This window comes from Bacteroides sp. HF-162 (assembly GCF_015679285.1).
Taxonomy (GTDB): domain Bacteria; phylum Bacteroidota; class Bacteroidia; order Bacteroidales; family Bacteroidaceae; genus Bacteroides; species Bacteroides uniformis.
In genome coordinates this window covers 490,642-508,091 of sequence record NZ_CP064937.1, presented here as the reverse complement: position 1 = coordinate 508,091, position 17,450 = coordinate 490,642, and the positions used below count along the sequence as shown (strand labels likewise).

Annotated in this window: 11 protein-coding genes; all 11 read right to left on the bottom strand. The window is 50.2% G+C overall.

The annotated features are described in order from the left end of the window. Positions 1-11: 11 nt before the first annotated feature. Entirely contained in the window at positions 12-848 is an 837-nt protein-coding gene (murQ, locus tag ITJ87_RS02055) for an N-acetylmuramic acid 6-phosphate etherase (protein ID WP_117600240.1), read from the bottom strand. A gap of 46 nt (positions 849-894) precedes the next feature. Then, a complete protein-coding gene (locus ITJ87_RS02050; RefSeq protein WP_117600241.1) occupies positions 895-1,734 on the bottom strand; it encodes a BadF/BadG/BcrA/BcrD ATPase family protein in 840 nt (279 codons plus the stop codon). Positions 1,735-1,847: 113 nt separating this feature from the next. Continuing rightward, positions 1,848-3,032: an acyltransferase family protein gene (locus ITJ87_RS02045; protein WP_117600242.1), complete on the bottom strand. Its 1,185-nt coding sequence runs from the start codon at positions 3,030-3,032 to the stop codon at positions 1,848-1,850. A 29-nt stretch (positions 3,033-3,061) separates the two neighbouring features. Then, positions 3,062-6,034 (bottom strand): FAD-binding and (Fe-S)-binding domain-containing protein, encoded by a 2,973-nt coding sequence (locus tag ITJ87_RS02040; protein WP_117600243.1) that lies wholly within the window; start codon positions 6,032-6,034, stop codon positions 3,062-3,064. Positions 6,035-6,143: 109 nt separating this feature from the next. Continuing rightward, a complete protein-coding gene (locus tag ITJ87_RS02035; protein ID WP_117600244.1) occupies positions 6,144-7,385 on the bottom strand; it encodes an exo-beta-N-acetylmuramidase NamZ domain-containing protein in 1,242 nt (413 codons plus the stop codon). 20 nt (positions 7,386-7,405) lie between these two features. Then, positions 7,406-8,728, bottom strand: coding sequence for an MFS transporter (locus tag ITJ87_RS02030; protein ID WP_117965635.1), 1,323 nt, complete (start codon positions 8,726-8,728; stop codon positions 7,406-7,408). A gap of 27 nt (positions 8,729-8,755) precedes the next feature. Further along, a complete protein-coding gene (locus ITJ87_RS02025; RefSeq protein WP_117965632.1) occupies positions 8,756-10,075 on the bottom strand; it encodes a SpoIID/LytB domain-containing protein in 1,320 nt (439 codons plus the stop codon). A 41-nt stretch (positions 10,076-10,116) separates the two neighbouring features. Beyond that, the gene (locus ITJ87_RS02020; RefSeq protein WP_117965664.1) at positions 10,117-11,049 is read right to left on the bottom strand and encodes a DUF4922 domain-containing protein; all 933 of its coding nucleotides are present in this window, start codon (positions 11,047-11,049) and stop codon (positions 10,117-10,119) included. Positions 11,050-11,085: 36 nt separating this feature from the next. Further along, entirely contained in the window at positions 11,086-12,546 is a 1,461-nt protein-coding gene (locus ITJ87_RS02015) for a glycosyltransferase family 2 protein (protein WP_117965629.1), read from the bottom strand. Between the two features lie 17 nt (positions 12,547-12,563). Then, positions 12,564-14,423 carry a PQQ-binding-like beta-propeller repeat protein gene (locus ITJ87_RS02010; protein ID WP_117965626.1) on the bottom strand — a complete coding sequence of 620 codons (1,860 nt, stop codon included), beginning with the start codon at positions 14,421-14,423 and terminating at the stop codon, positions 12,564-12,566. A gap of 19 nt (positions 14,424-14,442) precedes the next feature. After that, positions 14,443-17,445, bottom strand: coding sequence for a xanthan lyase (locus ITJ87_RS02005; protein ID WP_117965623.1), 3,003 nt, complete (start codon positions 17,443-17,445; stop codon positions 14,443-14,445). Positions 17,446-17,450 lie beyond the last annotated feature (5 nt).

Genomic DNA, 17,450 nt, shown 5'->3' with positions numbered 1-17,450 from the left:
TGTTCTTGAAACTATTCTTCTTCCTCTTTAGTGGCACGAGGGGCTCTGTACGCATCCACTGCCTTCTTCACCGAGCCGTGCATCAACAGCAGTGCCTTGGCTTTGCCATAGTCCAGTCCGAGTTCCTCTACAATCATACGGGTACCACGGTCCACAAGCTTTTTGTTACTGAGCTGCATATTCACCATTTTGTTGCCTTTCACGCGTCCCAACTGTATCATGACGGAAGTAGTAATCATATTCAGTATCATTTTCTGTCCTGTTCCCGATTTCATGCGTGAGCTTCCCGTCACATATTCAGGCCCTACAATCATTTCGATGGCTACATCTGCCTCTGCTGCCATTGGAGAGTCCGGGTTGCTGGTGATACAGCCGGTCAGTATGCCGTGTTCGCGTGCCTCGTGCATGGCACCAATCACGTAGGGGGTGGTACCGGATGCAGCAATACCGATGACCGTATCCTTATCTGTAATATTGCGTTCCGTCAGTTCTTCCCAACCGCGGTGAATGTCATCTTCGGCATTCTCTACCGGATTTCTCAATGCAGTGTCACCACCGGCAATCAAGCCGATAACCAGCGTGGGGGGCATACCGAAAGTCGGTGGAATTTCCGAAGCGTCGAGTACGCCCAGACGTCCACTGGTACCCGCACCCATGTAGAAGATGCGTCCGCCTTGTTTCATGCGGGGCACAATCTGGGTTACCAACTTTTCTATTTGAGGGATTGCCCTCTGTACGGCAAGCGCCACTTTCTGGTCTTCGGTATTGATGTCTTCCAGAATTTCACGGACTGATTTCTTTTCCAAGTCATTGTAGAGCGATGGTTGCTCTGAGATTTTTACGAACATAAGGCTATTTACTATTTGACGATTTACTATTTACGATTTGTCACTTTCAGTTGTGATATTTGATGAGTCCTTCCATGGGGCTCTTGATGATTGCACCCAGTTGGATACCCATTTCTTTGGCAGCTTCTGCCAGAACTTCCTTGTAATAGAAGGCTACTGAACCGATGAAATGTACTTTTTGATGCTGATAGTCTTCATATTGCATGACGTTGCGTTTAAGGAATGCCTTAAAGCTGTTCAGTACCAGAGCGCGTACACAAGGTTCACCCAGATTCTGTGCAAGAAACGGTGACAAGCTTGCCAGGAAACGGTTGGGGAAAGGTTTACGGTAGACACGGTCGATGATATCAGCAGGTGTCAGGTCGAACTGTTTGAGGAATTTTTCTTTAAGTTCAGGTGTCATCTGATTTTTCAAGATATCGCCTACTAGTAGTTTGCCTAAGCAGGCTCCGCTGCCTTCGTCTCCCAAGATGAATCCGAGAGGAGATACATTGGTGACAATGCTTTTCCCGTCATAATAACATGAGTTGGAACCGGTTCCCATGATGCAGGCAATGCCTGAGTCATGTCCGCAGAGGCCACGTGCGGCAGCCAGCATATCGGTATTGACTTCCACTTCATTTTTCACATTGAGGTGTTTGGTAATGGCACGGTGCACCATACTTATCTTGTCGGGAAATCCGCATCCTGCACCATAAAAGTATACGGCATCTAGTTCACTTGTTTTCAGCTGAGGTAATAGAGCTGTTGCTATTTCATTACTGATTTCCTCTTCCGACTGAAAGAAAGGGTTTGTACCCTTCGTGAATATCTGTTGGATAAGTACTCCATTCTCTACAACACACCAATCGGTTTTTGTAGAGCCACTGTCTGCTATTAAAATCATATAAAATAGTTTTTAAGGATTAAGGATTAGGGATGATGGATTAAGGATTAGGGTATTGCATATAATAAAGGTGATATCATTAAACATTAATCCCTAATCCTTCATCTTTATTCTTATATCTTGATATATATTTTTCGTTTGTACAACTGGTAGCCGATACACCAGTTAATGGCGATAAACAGCAAGGCAAAGGCAAGGGAACCGGCGGTTTCACCGAAAACGGGCATGAGGACTATATTATATAAGAATCCGTGTATACTGATGCTGCCGTCTCCCCACGGGAAGCTGATGCTACCGAAAAGTATGCTAAGTACGCCGCCCAATACATACATGAACAGCGGATTCACACCGAATGCCTCGAAAAACATGCTCCACTTCTTATAGCCTTTCACATCAATAATCCAGATAAGCAATGCCAGAAAACTGGATGCCAGTCCGCAAGTGACGAGTACGTAGGTAGGAGACCATATTTTCTTATTGATAGGACAACCGTAGTTTAGCAGGAAACCGGAGAAAGTAAGGATAACACCTACTAGAAACAGTGTGATAAGCTGCGAATTGAGAAATGAGGCACGGTTTTCTGACTTGTTGCCGTCCAGCATCAGCCGTCCTACACAGAATCCCAGCAACACGTGTGCAATGGCAGGGATAGTACTTAACAAACCTTCGGGATCTATGCCGTTATCCTTGTACATGTGTGCAGGGGTTAGGATAGCACGGTCTACCACGGAAAGAATGTTTGTTTCATTATAGGCAAAACCGTTACCACACATCAACAGTATGAAGTAACCTATCAATAGGCTGGCGATCAGATAAGGTATATGTTTATGCTTCATGGTTAGTGCAATGATGGAGGCTGCACCGTAGCAAAGGGCCAGCCGTTGCATGACACCCAGGATACGGATACGGTCGAATGTCCAGACGGAAGCCCATAGTTTCTCTCCGAAACTGAGGTCGTCCGGAGCGGAAGCCCAGTAATAACAGAAACGCGAGAACCAGCCGATGGCCATGCCTATGAGGAAAATGACGATGGTACGTTTCAGTATCTTCATGCCGGTGGTGTGGCTGAACTCGAAGTTGTATTTCTTCAGGGAAATGTACGTAGAAATTCCCATGATAAACATAAAGAAAGGAAAGACGAGGTCGGTGGGAGTCAGGCCGTTCCATTCTGCATGTCGCAAGGGGGCATAGATATGTCCCCACGAACCGGGGTTGTTTACCATAATCATACCTGCGATGGTGACACCACGAAGAATGTCGAGTGCAAGGATGCGTTTGCTTACTTTTGTACTGTTCATTGTAATATTTGTGTGTTAAGTTATCAATCCTAATTATCAGCCGCCTTTGTACATTCGTCTACCAGATAAGCGATGGATACGTAGGGGATACCTGAGTTTGTTGTCAATCCGATTTCACAAGTGCGGCTGTTGGAGTAGCCTATACTCACTCCGGATGCTTCTATTTGCGGTCGGAGTTTGCGTAGGGCGTACGAGTTCAGCTCAGGATAGGTGAATCCCCGGTCTCCGGCAAAACCGCAGCAACCTACTTCTTCCGGTACGATGACTTTACTGGAGCAGAGACGTGCAAGGGCTATAATGGTATCTGCCAGTCCCATTTTCCGCATGGAGCAGGTGATGTGGACTGCTACGGGGCGGTTGATGGGTGTGAAAATCAGCTTGTCACGTAAGAATGTATAGATGAATTCCGCAGGTTCATATAGTTTCATCTTCTTGATGCACTCGCGCATGCGGTGCAGACAAGGGCTTTGGTCACAGAGGACGGGGTATTTGCCTTGTTCGCTGGCTTCCCAAAGTGCGGCCTCCAGTTCGGCTGTCTTGCGGTCGGCAATGTCCAGCATCCCTTTACTTTCCCAAATGGTGCCACAGCAAAGTTTGTCCATGTCTTTCGGGAAGATGATTTCGTAATCGGCTTTTTGTAACAAAGACACCATTTTGTTTACCAATGGCTGCTCTACGGGAGACTTCTTGGCCAGACCCATAGTCTGGTTGATGCAGCTGGGGAAATAAACTACGGCCTCTCTTTCCTTGCCCCCTTTTCCGTAGGGAGGGGGAGTAGTTACTTTTGCTTTATTATAAGGACGGAGGGGTTTTGGCATAGCCGGCGTCCATAGAGGTATGCCTAATGCATTGTGCAAGCCTTTGGTAATATTGCTCATCGCCTTTGTCCCTAATAGTGAATGTCCGAAGTTGGCTAAGGACAATACGGGACGCAGTGTACTCTTGACACCAGCGAAATGATTGGCGACAAAGTCTCCGGTTTTGTATCCCAGACTGCCTTTGGGCAATGCTTCCTGGCGGATTATATGGGTAAGGTCACCCGTATTGATACCCATCGGACACGACATGGAGCAGAGACCGTCTCCGGCACAAGTCTGGTTGCCGGGATAGCGGTATTGCTTTTCGAGCAGTGCAAGGCGTGTCGGGTCCTCACCACTTTGTTTCAACCGGGATATTTCGCGCTGCAACACGATGCGCTGGCGCGAGGAAAGGGTAAAGCCGCAGGAGAGACAGTTGACTTCGCAGAAACCGCACTCGATACACTTGTTTAATTGAGAATAGACAGTTGATAATTGAGAATGGGGTACAGCGTCATTGTCAATTGTTCCTTTTCCATTTTCCATTAATAAAGGCAGCGGCTTGAAGTTCTTGATATGGCATTGCGGGTCATCATTGAATATGACACCGGGGTTTAGCAATCCTTGTGGGTCAAACAGCTCTTTGACGGCTTTCATGGCTTTGTAGGCGTCATCTCCCCATTCATGGCGGACAAAGGGAGCCATATTCCGGCCCGTACCATGCTCGGCTTTCAGGGAACCGTCATATTTATCTACTACCAAGTTCTTGATGTCATTCATCAAATCTTCGTAACGTTTCACTTCTGCTTGGGTACTGAAGGATTGGTTGATGATGAAGTGGTAGTTGCCTTCGAGAGCATGGCCGTAGATGCAGGCGTCATTATATCCGTGGCGGGCTATGAGCTGTTGCAGTTCTGCCGTTGCCTCCGGAAGGTCTTCAATGTGGAAGGCGATGTCTTCGATGAGGCAAGTGGTTCCCGGCTGGCGGGTACCTCCTACAGAGGGGAAGATGCCGGAACGGATGGCCCAGAATTTGGAATATTCCTCCGGACGGTCAGTGAAGCGTACCGGAATATAAGTTGTGAAGGCTTGCAGGCATGTTTCGATGGTGGATATGTTTTGTCGGAGTTCTTCGGGGGTACGGGCTTTGGTTTCAGTTAGCACTGCGGTTAGCCCGGTTTCGTCGCCCGGCTCTACGTCGGGGAGGGTGGAGGAGGCAACTTCACCTTTGTATTTCAGGAATATGGGGTCGTTGACGGAAGAAAGGCTCTTGTAGTCCAGCATTTCAGCCCCTTTTACTGTCCATTCACCGGTTTTGCCGACCAGCTTCTTCATGGCTACCACAGCGCGGCTCGCTTCTTTTATGGTCTTGAAGTAGAGCATAGCACAGGCTTTGTAGGGATAGTCATATTCGGTCTTCATCGTCACTTCCGAAAGGAATGCCAATGTACCTTCGGAACCTACCATGAGGTGGGCGATGATTTCGAACGGGTCATCAAAACGGACAAAAGGCAGCAGATTGAGCCCAGTTACGTTTTTGATGGAATATTTGTAACGGATGCGTTCAGCCAATTTTTCGTTGGTACGTATTTCGTCACGCAGTGCGCAGATGCGGCGGATAAAGTTGCGGTGGGTCACTTCGAAGGAGGCGCGGCTGGCGGGATTTCCGGTATCCAGCAGGGTACCGTCCATTAGGACGATGCGAGCGGAAACAAGCACTTTGTCGCTGTTGGCATGCGTGCCGCAATTCATGCCGGAAGCATTGTTCATGACTATACCGCCCACCATGGCGCTTTTTACCGAGGCGGGATCCGGTGCAAACTTGCGGCCGTAGGGGGCCAGCAATTCGTTCACACGTTGTCCGATGATGCCCGGTTGGAGGGTTATCTGTTCATGGTCGGCAGATATGCTGTATTTTTCCCAATTCTTGCCGGCTACGATGAGGATGGAGTCACTAATGGCTTGTCCCGACAAACTGGTTCCTGCCGCTCGGAAGGTGACTGGTAACTCGTGGCGGCTAGCCAGTTTCAACAGTTGTGAAACTTCGTCCTCGTCTTTTGAACGGATTACAATCTGAGGAATTAGGCGGTAGAAACCGGCATCCGTACCCCAAGCCAGCCGGCGAAGTTCGTCGGTATAAATTCTTTCCTGCGGAATGATTTGGCTTGCTTCCTGCAGGAAAGCCATGTAACTGCGCTCTTTCATATCTGTTTTTTTACTATCGTATCATTTCTCTTCAAAGTAGGCTATAAACAGGGCTGATGGGGATACCCTCAGTATGATTGCTATCTTTCCTCTTTGTTCGTCTGTAAAACTATTTATATAAATAATACTTTTTCGACAACTTACGAAAGTCTTCGGCATCCTTATACCAGTAGTCGCGTATATCTTCCCAACGGTTCCGCTTCGAAAAGCGTTCGCGTATCTGCCGCGAACCACTTACCTTGTCGAACATCGAGAAACGTCCCTTGTCGGCATGGTCAAACACGGCACGGTCCGGATAGAGGGCGGCGACTTCCTGCATGACCAGGAATTGCAGGTCGCTCAACGGTGCTTTGCCGAAATCCATGATGTGCACTTGCACACCTTGCAGCAACTCGCCTTTGCCTACACTGTAGAACGGTTTCAGGTACATCGGTCTGAAGATAACCCCCGGTACGTTCAGACGGTTCAGGTTTCCGGCCAGCTTCTCTGCTTCCACCCACGGTGCGGCAAACATCTGGAACGGAATGGTATACCCCACACCAATGGACATATATCCCAGCTCTCCCAGGATTCCGCTGACGGGATAGAAGAATGCAGAATGTGGATGTGGAATGTGTGGAGAGGAAGGAACCCATTGCAGTCCGGTTTGGGTATAATCCATCTTGCGTTTCCAGCCTTTCATCTTCACTACGTGGAGATTGCATTGTTCCCCATCCTTCAACATCTTCTCGCCATTGAGCATCAGTGCCAGCTCACCGCAAGTGAGAGCGTAAAGGTACGGAATTTTAAACTGGCTTACAAAAGAAATGCAATCATCTTCAACTAAGTTACCCTCAATTTTCAATCCGCCTACAGGATTGGGCCGGTCCAGCACGATGAATTCCTTGCCGTTTTCGGCAGCGGCTTCCATAGCCAGTCCCATGGTGCTGATGTAGGTAAAGGAACGGCAACCGATGTCCTGGATGTCATATACCAATACATCTACGTCTTTCAGCATATCCGGTGTGGCCTTGCGAGTCTTTCCGTAAAGCGAATATACGGGCAGTCCGGTAGTCGCGTCTTTGATGTCCGTTACATGGTCGCCTGCGTGCACATCACCGCGTACGCCGTGTTCGGGGCCATAGAGTGCCACAAGATTTACGTTCGGGGCCTCGTGCAGTATGTCGATGGTAGACTTCATCCGGTTGTCCACTCCCGTCGGATTGGTAATCAACCCTACACGTTTACCTTCCAAGCATCGGAAATTCTGTTCTTTCAGTACTTCGATGCCGGTCTTTATTCTTATCTTCTGTGCCTGCATCGCACCTCCGCAGAGGAGGCAGAGCAAGGATATTATAATAATCTTTTTCATCGCTAATCATTAAACATTAATCACTTTTTCCCATATTCCGGGTCTATTCTTCTGTCTGCAAAAATGGTGACAACAACCGTGGCGAAACAGCATATCATCACCAACCAGAAGAAGTCGATATATCCGATAGCCTCCTGAATGTATCCCGCAAACATCCCTGGAATCATCATGCTCAGTGCCATGAATGCGGTACAGATGGCATAGTGGGAGGTCTTGAATTCGCCTTCGGAGAAGTACATCATGTAGAGCATGTAGGCCGTGAAACCAAAGCCGTAGCCAAATTGCTCGATGGCGATGGAGGTTGAGATGGCAAACAGATTGTCGGGCTGGGCAATGGCAAGATAGACAAACGTCAGGCATGGTAGAGTCATACATCCTGCCATCCACCAGATGGATTTTTTCAATCCGATGCGTGATGCGAATAATCCTCCCAGAATACCGCCCAGGGTGAGGAATATGACTCCGATGGTGCCGTATACGATACCTACTTCTGCAGTCGAGAGTTCCAGACCTCCCGATTCTTTGGAGGCCACCAGGAAGGGCATACACATTTTGATGAGGAATGCCTCAGGCAGGCGGTACAGCAACATGAACACGATGGCCAGCAATGCACCTGGTTTGGTGAAATAGGTGGCGAATGTTCGTCCGAATTCTCTGAATATGGCTCCTGCAGTGGCGGCATCGGCTGCCAGTGTAGACTTGTCCGAAGCGGGTTTGGGGACTGCAAAGAGGTGATAGAACGTCACCAGGCTGAACAGAACGGCTGTAACCAGCATCGTGATGGTCCATGACAGCGGAATGTTTTCGGTTCTCAGTTCGATGGCGCCGGCAATGGCTACGAGCACGCCTTGTCCGAAGATAGAGGCGAGCCGGTAAAACGTGCTTCGGATGCCAACGAAGGCTGCCTGGTCACTCTGTTTCAGTGCCAGCATGTAGAAGCCGTCGGCGGCAATGTCGTGTGTGGCAGAGGCAAAAGCCGTGATGATGAACAGCATCAGCGTGATGCTGAACATGCTGATGGGGGTTGTTCCGGCCGCCATAGTCGCCTCGTCCGGCCGTGGAATGGACAGCGTCAGCAGGATGAATGCCACAGACATCAGAATCTGCATGGAAAGGGTCCACCATCTTTTGGTCTTGATGATGTCGACAAACGGGCTCCAGAAGGGTTTGATAGTCCATGGCAGATAGAGCAGGCTTGTGAACAAGGCCATTTCTCCGTTCGGTACGCCCATTTTAGTAAACATCATCACGGAGATGTTGTTTACGATAAAATATGGAATGCCTTGTGCAAAGTACAAGGTGGGTACCCATGCCCATGGCGATATGTTTTTTGTATGGTTCATGATATTGATTTATTGTGTTCTATTCGATTATTCATACAGCTTGTCAATGCTGGCACCTATATAGTAGTGCAGCAGTATTGCATCATACTTATACCCTTGCTCGCCCATCACGGCTGCACCTATTTGGCAAAGTCCCACACCATGCCCCCAACCGGCACCGGTGAGGATGAAGCGTCCGGGAATGTCTTCGGCGGACAACTCCTCTTTGTCTACCACGAAGGCAGAGCTGTAGAGGTGTGAAGTGGAGAGCGTGCGGCGGATTTCCAGTTCCTTGCCGATGGTGAGTGTGCGTTTGGTTCCCACAATCTTCAGTTTCCAGAGGCGTCCGCTGGTTCCGCGGGCTATGGGGATAAGGTCGATGATTTGTCCGTAGTCAATGCCTGAACGTTTCAGAATGAGGGCTGAAAGCTCTTCCTGGGTATATTCCACTTTCCAGCGATAGAAGTCCGTAGTCTCCTGGTCATAGTTATTGAGTACCTGTGAGAGGATTTTCTTGTCGGTGGTGTTGCAGAATGCTTCGGGGGAGGTACGAATCCAGCGGTCCGCTTCGACTTCCTGCGTCAAATCGGGCAGTGTGGCGTGCGTTTTGCTGTCTCGTTGTTGGGCAAGATAGGGGTATTTGATGTCTTCCCAGCAGTATTGGAACTCCTCGAAAGCACCGCCGCAGCATTTGGAGAAACGGGCGTCGCAAATCTTACCATCAGATGTCAGTACCTGGCCGCGGGTAGCGGAGATGGCTTGTTTCACAATATCGGTAGAGGCACGTGTAATGCCCTGGTAGCGTTGACAATGGTCGTCGGCGCATACATCGAAACGTGTGTGGTCTTCTCGGTCGTACCAGCGAATCAGCTCTTCGTCGGTCTGCGTAAAGGCCGAGTAGTTAGCTTGGGCTTCGGTGATTTCCTTATTCTTTTGTATTTGTGCCAGTAGCCAGCTTCGGGAGATGACAGCGTGTGCCTTGAGCAGCTCCAGAGAAGCGGTGGCACTCATCTCGGAGGAGATGACGCTGGTCAGATAATCTTCTACATGGATGACGTTGATGCCGGTGAGCTTTCCATTCTCAACGATGATTTTGAGGGCACCCAGAAAACACTGGTCTTCTTTGCGCTCCCAATGGAAATTGATGCCGATGGTAACGTCCAATAGTTCGAAGGCATCGGTCTGCTCGTGTTGCGGTTCGAACAGCAGTTCGTCATACTGGCGGCCATTCCAGAGAATCTTGCCTTCGTCGTAGGTCACTACCTGCTTGCCGCTGACTTCCGTTCCGTCTATGCGATACGGGTTCAGCAAAACGAATTCTATCTGCGGTTCAAACAGAATGCCTACTTGTACTTTGGGCTCTTTCATAATGGTATTTCTTTAAAATTAGAGTTTTAGGATTTCAGAAGTCATATTTTTTCCCTGATACGCTGCCGTACCTTGTGGAAGTCTGTGGCAGAGAGGCATACTTCACTTAATATCTGTGCCACATCTTCCGCAGTGATTTTTAGGAAATCCTTTTCTACGGGGGTGATAAAGACACCTCCCAAGTCAACGGACGCCGGACTGCTCAATAGGTTGGCTTCTCCCTCGGCGGTGTAGCAGGTGGGACGGTGCTTCTCGCGCGGGAAGACAAAGACCACCCAACGGTCGGCCTCGTATAGGACCAGTACGTTCATCATCGGTTCGTCTTCCTCGGGTTTCACGTCCAGAGAGCGGTAAATGATGTCGAACAAGTCTGCCGCGTCCTCTTTGGAGATGGATTCAATCACAAGTGTGGCACGGGGAGCGTCATTGAGATACCATAGCGTAGCCTTTCCATAATCGGCTATCTTTCCGGCAACTTGTCCGCGCCAGTCTTTTTCGATAGGCATGAATCCTTTGTTTCCTGCTTGGAAATGAGCATGGTCGGGGGCGGAGGCGCCACATCGGGGACCGTTGTAGAAAATGGTATATTCCGTCAGCGCCTCGGCCAGCTCCAGCACATCGGTGAAGCGGGAAGCGATGCGTTGGGGAGTATGCGCCAGTTCCGGTATCGTCAGGTGGCGAGGGAAAATGGGGAACGGATTCACCAGAATATGGTAGTGCCCGCCAAATGGGATACCTTTCTGTACCGGTGGCAGGTTTGCCGGGCACAGAAAGCATTTTCGTTCCTGAATGGACTTGGCATCCACCTTGGCACCGGAGGAAACGATGCGTGCCGGGTTGAACTGTACCTTATAGGGTATGCCGTTTACATTCAGCTCTTTCACCCGCACACCGGAGAGGGCAGCATAATTGTTGCGTGCCGTCTCCCAGGATGCCAGTTGTCCGGTTAGAAGATTGTGTATCGTTTGATTCATGAGCTTGTCTGTTATTTGATGATTTACGGTGTGCAATCACTTTTTCTTGTTCATTGCTATGCGTGCTTGGAGTTCCCAAGTACGGATACGATCTTTGTAGAGGTTGTGTCCGTTCATTTTTACAATATCCAGTGAGGCGTCGGAATTGTCGTCCCAACGGCGGCAGAGGTAGACCACGTCGTACACACGTCCTATCTGGTATTGACGGGAGAAGTTCAGTCCTAGTGCATAATCTTCGCCATAGCTGGTATTGGGTATTTTCACTTCGCGCAGCACCGGGGTATAGAAGGCGCGTGGGGCACCCAGGCCGTTGATGCGGAGGGCGTTGTTGCGTCCGTTTGCCGGAGTCCATTCCTTGTGGTCGATGATGCCCGGAGCAATCATGTTCATGTTGAAGTCCGTCATCATATAGGTGCCTACCACCATGGCGCAGTTCTGTTCGTAGAAGGCACGTACCATGATGGCGAGTGTGTTTTCGTCTTTGTATACGTCGTCGCTGTCCAGCTGCACGGCAAACTTGCCACACTTGGGGTGGTGTACACCTACATTCCAGCAACCGCCGATACCGAGGTCGTTGCGTTCGGGGACGATATGGATGAGGCGTTCGTCGTCCTTGAATTCGTCGATGGCTTCCGTTGTGCCGTCTGTGGAGTGGTTGTCGATGATGATAAGATTATATTTGAAGTCTGTCTTCTGCATCAGTACCGACTTGATGGCATCGCGGATGGTACGGATACGGTTGCGCACCGGAATGATGACCGAAGCTTCATACTCAAAGTTACCGGCAGAGAACTCAATCTTCTTGAACTCCGGTGCCAGATACCCCCCGATTTCTTTCAGATGTTCGGTACATGCCTGCTCCATCTCAATCTGGCGGTCACGGTTTTTGGGGTCTACATAGTCGAAAATCTTTTCGCCGCTCTTGCGGGTATCGTTTTCCACCTCGCTGTATAAGTATTCGTTGATATGTACCAAGTCTGAATGTTGGCTCAATTTCAAGCGCAGGTCGTAAAGTCCGGCGAAGTTGTAGTCAGACTTCATGTGTCCGGCGGCTTCCTTTAGTTTTTCGGTGTTGAAAAGGAGCAGGGAGCCAAAGTTGAAGTCATCCCTCAAGGAACCGAATTGGTAGTCGATTACCGGAGCGTTGCTCTGCTTGCCGTCTGCTATTTGGTAGTGGTCGGCATATACCATACCGGCGCTTGAATCTTCAAGGATGTGTATCATACGTTCCAGTGCAAACATACCCATTTCGAGCGTAGTCTCTTTGGTATAAAGCAATGTGTATTCTCCTTTGGCTGCATTAGCAATAGCTTTGAGGGTTGCACTGCTGTAGGGCATGTCAACAAACAATATTTCGCAGCCCGGGAGCGATTCCAGAGTGGTATCGGTCGTGATTAACCGGATTTCTTCTATAAGTCCTGTCGCCTGTAGGCTGTTCACTGTTTTTTCTACTTGTTCTTTTCCTGCGTAGGGAAGAAAGCAACTGATTTTATTCATGATATATCTTTTAATTTTTAATTTTTAATTCTCAAAAGTCCCGTTTCTCCACTGGTTGCCGTGAACAGCACTTCGTGGCCGTTCAACGGAACTACGGTACTGATAAGTGAATTTCCTATTTTATGTTTCCACAGTACTTTGCCTGTTTTTCCTTCCAGTGCGAAGATAAGTCCTTCTTTGGTACTGCCAAACATGACCCCCTCTTTTTCTACTTGCATGGAGGGGGCATGCTCGTAACCGAAGCCTACATGGGTTGCCCACAACTCCCGCGGAACATCTTCCCGGGCTGCATAGCAGACAATGCTGTCATTCATTGTTTTGCTGTAGATACGTTCACCGTCTTCGGAAAGTCCGATGGTCTCGCGCACCATAGACTGAAAGGTGCGCCACACGGTATTGCCCGTGTGGATGTCTATGGCGGTCATGGCGCGTTGCGGGTCGGTAATGAATACTTTACCGTCGGCAGCTACCGGCCATACGGCGGCAGGAGAGAAGTGCATGCGGGTCAGTCCGCCCGTCCATTTCCACAACTCACGTCCGTCAGTCTTGTTCAAGGCATACAGTGTATTGTCCCATGCGCCGAAGATGACCTTGTCTTCCGTCACCAACGGCTTGGTTTCGATGTAGCCCTTTACGCCGGTGTAGGTCCAGATTACTTTTCCCGTATGGATGTCTATGGCGCGGAAAGTGGCATCACTGGCACCGATGTAGGCGGTACCGTCTGCGATGGTCACGGCTCCGAGCACCGGTTCGGCGGCTTCTACCGTCCAGAGCAGGCTGCCGTCTTTGGCGTTCAATCCGTAGATGCGGCGGTCGGCAGACCCGAATACAACGATACCCTCGCTTACGGCCGGAGTACCGACAATGCGCTTGCCGGCTTCAAAGCTCCATAGCTTTTTGCCGTTTTTCAGGGTGTAGGCTGTCAGCCTTCCCATATCGTCTCCTACGAACACTTTATCTTTTTCTACGGCGGGAGAGCAGTAAATGCCTGCGCCCGTCTGTACCATCCATTGCTCCTTTACTTGCGGATATTCCTTGTTGACCGAGAAGTCGGGATATTTCTCTGCCTTTCCGTTGCGGTCGTAATACTGCTTGGTCAGCGAGAATGCTGTCCACTGCTTCTTGGGTTCGCCGATACGTTGCGTGTATACCCGGATGGAATCCCCGGTTACTTCATAGATGCCGTAACCCGGTTTCCTTTCTTTGTCGCGCAGGTTGCTGCGCATCAGTACGCCCGGAATGCCGTCGTAACGTAAATCCCGGTTGCTGTGGTAGTGTCCGCCGATAAACAAGCGCACGTTGTAGGGGCGGACGGCATCCGTCACCTCATACCAATTGTCCACATCACCTTCCATTAGTGGGTAGTGGGTGACAAGTATCACCGGTTTGTCTTTGCCGTTTTTATCCATTTCTTCCGTCATCCAACGGATATCTTGCGGCACTACATGCCCGTAGGCCATACGCATCAGCGGACCGGAGTTGAAGCCGAGGAAAAGGAATCCCTTATGCTCGAACTCGAAGCGTTCGCCGCCAAAGATTTCTCCGAAAGCGGTACAGCCGGAGTCGCTCCATTTCGTTTCATGGTTGCCTAGGACTACGTGGTAGGGGACCTTCAGCAAGTCAAGGCACGATTTCACTTTTTCCATGGTAGTACGATCGCCTTCTTCGGTCAGGTCGCCCGTCACCAGGACAAAGTCGATACTGTCGGTGGCATTAATCTGTGCCACGGAACGCAGCAGGTCCTCTGTGGGATTCGGATTGTTCGGGGTCAGATGAATGTCTGTCAGTTGGGCAAAACGGAATGTTCCTTGCTGTGCCTGCATCCCCAGGGGGAGCAGGCAAGCCATCAGGACGATTATTAACAGTCTTCTGTTCATAGATGATGATTGGTTGATATTACTTGTTGTCGTTGAAGAATGTCAGTACAGCATTCATGAGTGCCTCTCTTTCAGAATCAGTACGTATGGATTCAAAAGGGAATCCCAATACAAAAGTCTTGTAGTCGCCCTGGTAAGCCACACCGGCACTTAGGTTGTTTTCAGAATACCGCATCACGGTGTGTGCATCTTTGGTTGCCGGTTCAATGGCGTCCGGTGATTCCACCACATACGAATCGGCATTCAGCTCATTGTGATAGGTATAGTTTCCTGAAAGGGCGGGGAACGGAGAAGCTACGCTTTTCACCTTACCCATTGTAGCCGCTTGTCCCACACGCCACTTATATTTCAGTACTTCCATCGCAAATCTCTTGTCGGCTTCGTCGGCAGTTGCAAGGCGGTTGTCCCATAAATCCGTTCCTACAAAAGCGCCCGAAACAAAGATATTTCCACCTTGCTTACAATAAGCCACAATAGCCTCCTGCATCGGTTTGCTGAAAGTCTTGAACTCCAACGGTTTTACGCCTCCCCGTCCCATCTTGGTCTGGCATTGCTTCCCAAGTATCAAGTCCACATACCTATACTCTTTCATATCTACCGAAGTATTTTTATCTCCCCTTCCTACGGGGGAGGGGTTGGGGGAGAGGCTTTCGTTACTACACGATACAAATGAATATCCCGCTTTCAGGATAGCGGCACCATGTATGGCAGGATAATCGAACGTATTTCCTGCGATGACTTGGGTCTCGTAATTCCCATAGCTGTCGCCAAAACCGGAGGCATCGTCGTCCATCCAGGGAATGGAACGGCGGTATTCCTTCATCTTGCCAATGTAGCTGATGTCCCGGATATAGGGGACCCCGTGGTCCTGCTCATCCAGAAATCCGGCAAGGAGGGTGTCGGCGGGGGCGGGGGCCGTAAAGTCGGCAGGGGCACTGATACGGTCGAATCCGTTTATCACCAATACGGTACCTTTGGAATTGAACGCCCGTCCGGTGGAAAGAATTTCGGAAGGAAAACTCTCGCCGCCCTTGTTGACAGCGGTTACCTTGTAACTGCATACCATGCCGGCGGGGAGCGTGGTTCGGTAACTGTTGCCGTCCACCAATACTCCGTTGTCGAAATCCCCGTCGCCGATACGGGTATAAACAATGTATTTCTCTGCTACGGCAGTTGGTTCCAACGCATCCGCTACGGGTTGCCAGGTCAGTTCCACTTCGTTCTCGCTGGTCATGCGCAAGGCCATGTGGTCTACCGGTAACGGTTGCACTACATAATCCATGTTGTATTGTGAGCAGAGGAACTGAAGCATACCTTTGTAGATGGCGCGGCTTACGGTGAAACGGAAACGCGGGTCCAGTCCGTAGCGCATGTCTGCAAAGTTTTGATGGGAAAGTAGTTCGAGTAGCATGGTAGGTACGCGGGGTACACGGGCCTCATAGTAGGATTGGTTCCATTTGCCCCGGCGTGTCCATTGGGGTTCGTAGAGGGTACGCACGTCACGCACGATGTTGGACTGAATCAAGTCTGTCAGGTCGTGGCTCAAGTAGCGGGATGCTCCGTTGGCGAATTTCTCATTGTAGGCGTTGGTATAGTAGATGCCGAGTGTCCCGATGATGGAATCGTTCAGTGTAGTTCCTGCATCGGAGTGGAAGGCAAAGGCCATGTTGACAGGGATGTTCAGCCCTTTTTCCGTCGGGTTCACGGCAGAGCCTCCGGAAAGGTAGTTCACCCAGATACCACGGCATTTATAGTCGTCGGTATAGTCATTCTTGCCGTTGCTTTCTGAATATACACTGTCCGGTATGCCTGCCCATTGCAGCCAGTAGCGGGCGGCTTCGCAGAAACGGGGATAACCGCTGACTTCTCCCCGGGCTATGTTCCCCATGCCGCCGCCTATCTTCACGGCGTCGGCAGTGATGATTCTTCCTACTTTGGAGGAAAGGTTGTTCAGAACGACTTTGCATTCATTGTTCCGGCCGGCATTGAAGCCGAAGGTGCCGAGGTAAATCCAGGTGCCGCCTCCCATTTGCTGGTTTACCTTGAACTGCGTGGTGCCGCCTTTGTGATAGACGGTGTAAAGGGCATCGTCCGCGCTGTTTGGCAAGGTTTGGTAAGAGACGTATACGGCGTATTGTCCGGTCGAAGGGATTTCGGGAATCCATTCGGCGGTGCTTGCGTTTCCTTTCTTGATGGTTTCTATGGCGCGGTAGGTGCCTTCCTTGAAAGGATTCTCAAAGTCTATGTATTGGGGGCGCAGGTGGGCGAAGCCTTGTCCTTCTCCCTGACTCCAGAGCTTGTCACCGGAATTTTCTGTATAGACGGAACGACCGGTCAGGCAACCGTCATTGTCTACGATGACTTCTGCCGTCTGGCAATCGCGTTCGCGGGGAAGCAGCACATTGGCACCGGCATTTTCCAACATCGGTACGAGGAAGGGCAATACGTAGCTCTGGGTGTAGAGGTCTTCCACTGTCTGGAAGATACGCGCACGCTGCCATTCCCAGCGGTCGAGTTTTGATTCGTAGTACCAGCCGTGGCTTTGCCATAGGGCGATATGCCGGTTATACAAGCCGTTGGTGGGGGTGTAGGGGGAGGAAACTTCGGTAACCAGAGGCTTGGAAGCGACGGGGCTGAATGTCTTCGTCTTTTTGTCTTTTTTACTGCGCAGGGCTTGGGGAACCAGTTCTTCGATACTGCGCTTGTTGGTACGGATTTGCAGCTTGTATTTGGCAAACTCCGCCGGCAGCAGGGCGCTTACGCCTTGGTAGATTTCGGCCACATTGTCCTCACGGAAAGGAATATAGGCACAGTTCATGTTGGCAAACAGTTGCAGTGTATTTCCTTCCACAGCCACTGAGTCGATGCTGATACGTCCTACGGAAACTTCTTTTCGTGCGGTGGTATCCAGGAATTTCCCGATTGCCTGACGGACATCCGTCGGAAGTCCTTGCGCGCCTCCCGCGTGGGGGAAGAGGGAGGCGGCAAGCAGACTAAGTAAAAACTGACGTCTTACATTCATAGATG